At 47.3% G+C, this 3,202-nt stretch carries 2 protein-coding genes and 2 pseudogenes; 2 read left to right on the top strand and 2 right to left on the bottom strand.

Annotated elements, in window-relative coordinates:
* On the top strand, positions 1–322 hold a 322-nt coding region (locus ABJZ52_RS11670), incomplete at its 5' end, for an integrase core domain-containing protein (protein ID WP_348199888.1).
* Between the two features lie 271 nt (positions 323–593).
* Here ABJZ52_RS11670 and ABJZ52_RS11675 read toward each other — a convergent pair.
* A pseudogene (locus tag ABJZ52_RS11675) lies at positions 594–1,665 on the bottom strand (IS3 family transposase).
* Between the two features lie 492 nt (positions 1,666–2,157).
* Between ABJZ52_RS11675 and ABJZ52_RS11680 the strand changes: the two are divergent.
* Entirely contained in the window at positions 2,158–2,916 is a 759-nt protein-coding gene (locus ABJZ52_RS11680; protein ID WP_348199889.1) for a hypothetical protein, read from the top strand.
* An 86-nt stretch (positions 2,917–3,002) separates the two neighbouring features.
* Here ABJZ52_RS11680 and ABJZ52_RS11685 read toward each other — a convergent pair.
* A pseudogene (locus ABJZ52_RS11685) lies at positions 3,003–3,202 on the bottom strand (IS5/IS1182 family transposase); the annotation flags it as partial.

Genomic DNA, 3,202 nt, shown 5'->3' on the forward strand with positions numbered 1-3,202 from the left:
GTGCGCGGACAACATCTTCATCGAACGGCTCTGTCGATCTTTGAAGCAGGAAGCGGTTGATCTCAAAGATCTGACCGACGGCTACAAGGCACACGGTGTCATTCGTAACTGTATGAAATTTTTCAACACCGAACGACCTCATTCAGCCCTTGAGCACAAACCCCGAGGGAGGCATATTGGGCTGACAGAAACCTGCAATTGGCGGCACGAAAACAAACCTGGATACACCTTATATTTGCCGCTGACCTGTCCGGATTTCCGGGACCACTTCACCACAAAAGCTTCGCGTTATGCCCCTCCCCCAGAGAACTTGAGCATTTGAAGCGAGAATTTTCTCATAATATTCTTGGTTGGGTTATGGAGAGCAGCCGATGAATACGTCCCGTTTTTCGGAGTAGCAGATTGCGCTCATCTTGAAGCAGGTTGATGACGATTTGGCCGTTGAAGATGTCTGCCGCAGGGCTGGCGTTTCACGACAGACCTATTACCACCGGCGCAAGAAGTATGAAGGTTTGATGCCGTCGGAAGTTAGACGACTGAAGTGATCGGCCCCATCTGATTGGTCCATTTTGAAAGTTAGTGCATTCTCGGCCTTATGGCACCACCGGCTGGTTGGGATTGCCGATGGATTTCATGAACTCTATCGGTGTTTTGAACCCGATCGAGCTGTGCGGACGTATGTGATTGTAGTCCTGTCTGAACGCCTCGCATTTTAACCGGGCATCCTCGAGTGCCAAGAACCAATTCTGATCGATGCATTCGGCACGGACTTTCCCGTTGAATGCTTCAACAAAGCTATTGTCCGTTGGCTTTCCCGGCCTCGAGAAGTCCAGAACGACACCGTTCATATAGGCCCACAGATTGAGATCCCTAGAAATGAACTCCGGCCCATTATCGACCCGTATGCTGCCGGACACACCGTAGTCAGCAGTCACACGCTCCAGTGTGGCAACGACATCTGTGCCCGTGTAACGAGGACGAACGTCAATCGCCGCTGACACCTTCGAGAATGCATCAACAATTGTCAGAATCCGAAACTTGCGACCGTCAAACAGCTGGTCAGACAGAAAATCTATTGACCAGACATCATTCGGGCCATCTGGCGCGCGCCGATCTTCACACAGTTTTGCAGAAACCTTTCTCTTTGGCCGTTTTGTGCGGATTTGCAAACCCAACTCCGTGTAGAGCCGGTACACGCGCTTGGCATTCACAGTCCATCCTTCCCGACGCAGTAAAACGTGGATACGCCTGTAGCCGTAGCGCACCCGGGTCTCGGCAATCGCCGTGACTTGTAGAAATAGGAGGACTTCTGGAAGCACAAGGTGCTACAGGCCTGCCGGATCGACACACCGAACACACCCTGCAAATAGTCTACCAGATCACGCGCCTTCGCCGGCTTTACAGCTTTTTTGAAAGGACATCCTGCAACATGGCCTTGTCCAGGGAAAGGTCGGCGACCATTTCCTTCAGACGACGGCTCTCCTCCTCCAGCTGCTTCAGCCGTTTAACTTCCGACAGCATCAAACCGCCATACTTCTTGCGCCAGCGGCAATAGGTCTGTTGTGAAACGCCAGCCCTGCGGCAGACATCTTCAACGCCCAAACCGTCATCAACCTGCTTCAGGATGAGCGCAATCTGCTGCTCCGAAAAACGGGACGTCTTCATCATCTTCTCTCCATAGCCCAACCAAGAATATTATGAGAAAATTCTCGCTTCAAATGCTCAAGTTCTCTGGGAGAGGGGCAAATACAAAAACGCGGTGCTTTATAGTACAGAGGCGCTAAAGTGATCTGATAAGCTATTCATATAAAATCTCTGGTTTCGATGAATTGGAGAAAAAATATGTCCCTTGAAGTTTGCAATCTGTTCAGTGCCGCTGTGTTGCACAAATCATCAGGCGGCACGCAAGGGTCCCTTGTCCCAGATTTTGGGCGCCCTAAAACACGCTCGAACGCGGGACGTCCGAGGGGGAGCATCTTGTTGAGGGCCGAGATGCCAATCCGGCTCTCAGTTCTCTGATTGTCCAGAGTCCGTGATCTTAACCTTTCCTCGATGACTGGCCTCCACCTTCTCGAGAAAGACGGTTGAATCACAAAGCTTTGATATCACTCAACTACTTCTAAATTCGATTATAATGGATTGGGATGAAAAACAAAGATGTCAGATGTACATTATACTTCGCAAACGAAAAATTCCGGAGCTGATGCAGGAGTATATAACACGCAGGTCAATAAAACTTATCGCAATCGGGTAGTATCAATTTCAAGAAATCCTAAATCCATTAATAAAGAAGCTGCAAAACATATTGTCGAACAAGAAGGTCGGAATTGCTTAATAAGTCAAGTAAAATTAGTTAATTTGAAAAAAGAATTTTGCGCTTTATACAAGATTGAATATAGGGGGCATCTCAATAGGCCTGTGAACCAAGAAGAAATAAACGAGGCAGATAGAAAATTCGACGAAATAAATAAAAATAATATTGAACTTTCTTTGAACTTGTTGCGAAAACTATCGAATTTTAAAGAAAAAGATGAGAAGCTAGATGTTGTAACCGAGGCTGACATTAATGAACCTGGCAATTCTGAACCTGGAAAGCGACTAGAAGCTCCTGTAATTTCTGAAAAATTCGACCAAAAAAAATTCTTGGTATGTCAAGAAAACATAATCAAATTATCTGGTGTTTTATCTAATGAAAACTTCGAGTTTTTGTTAAAGGCTACTAGAGATAATCCAGCGCGTGTTTTTGGTCTTTTGTCGAGGGAACACATTTGCATTTCCAATAAGTATTTGACTTCAATTCGCATAAAGTTCTCAAATTCATTTCAAGTAAAACCGTCTTCTCATGAAATGTTAAGATGGAGCTCAGAGGCTGACCCAATGCGGATCTGCCAAAAATTTATCGAGAACCTAATTTGAAAGCACCGTGTTGCACAGTAAGAACCGTTTGGTTGCCACGTCGTTATTGTTTCATGTGGTAATCATGCCCTAGGGTTCAGACTCAATCATAGCCAGAATGCGACGAGTGTTGCGAGGGCGACCGGGGACAGGAAGTTCCTGGCGGGTTTGTCGTAGCGGGTTGCGACGCGGCGTAAGTCCTTTAGGCGGCAGAATTCGTTTTCGGTGAGATGACGGCTCTTGTAGCGCTTGGCGTCGTAGCCAATGACGCGCTTGCGATTTGAGCGGCCGGGAATGACCGGGACGA

This window comes from Roseibium sp. (assembly GCF_039982295.1).
Classification (GTDB): domain Bacteria; phylum Pseudomonadota; class Alphaproteobacteria; order Rhizobiales; family Stappiaceae; genus Roseibium.

What these genes read in the sequence shown, in the direction of transcription:
- ABJZ52_RS11680 (WP_348199889.1), top strand. Translation starts at nt 2,158, where the DNA reads ATGTCAGATGTACATTATACTTCGCAAACGAAAAATTCCGGAGCTGAT.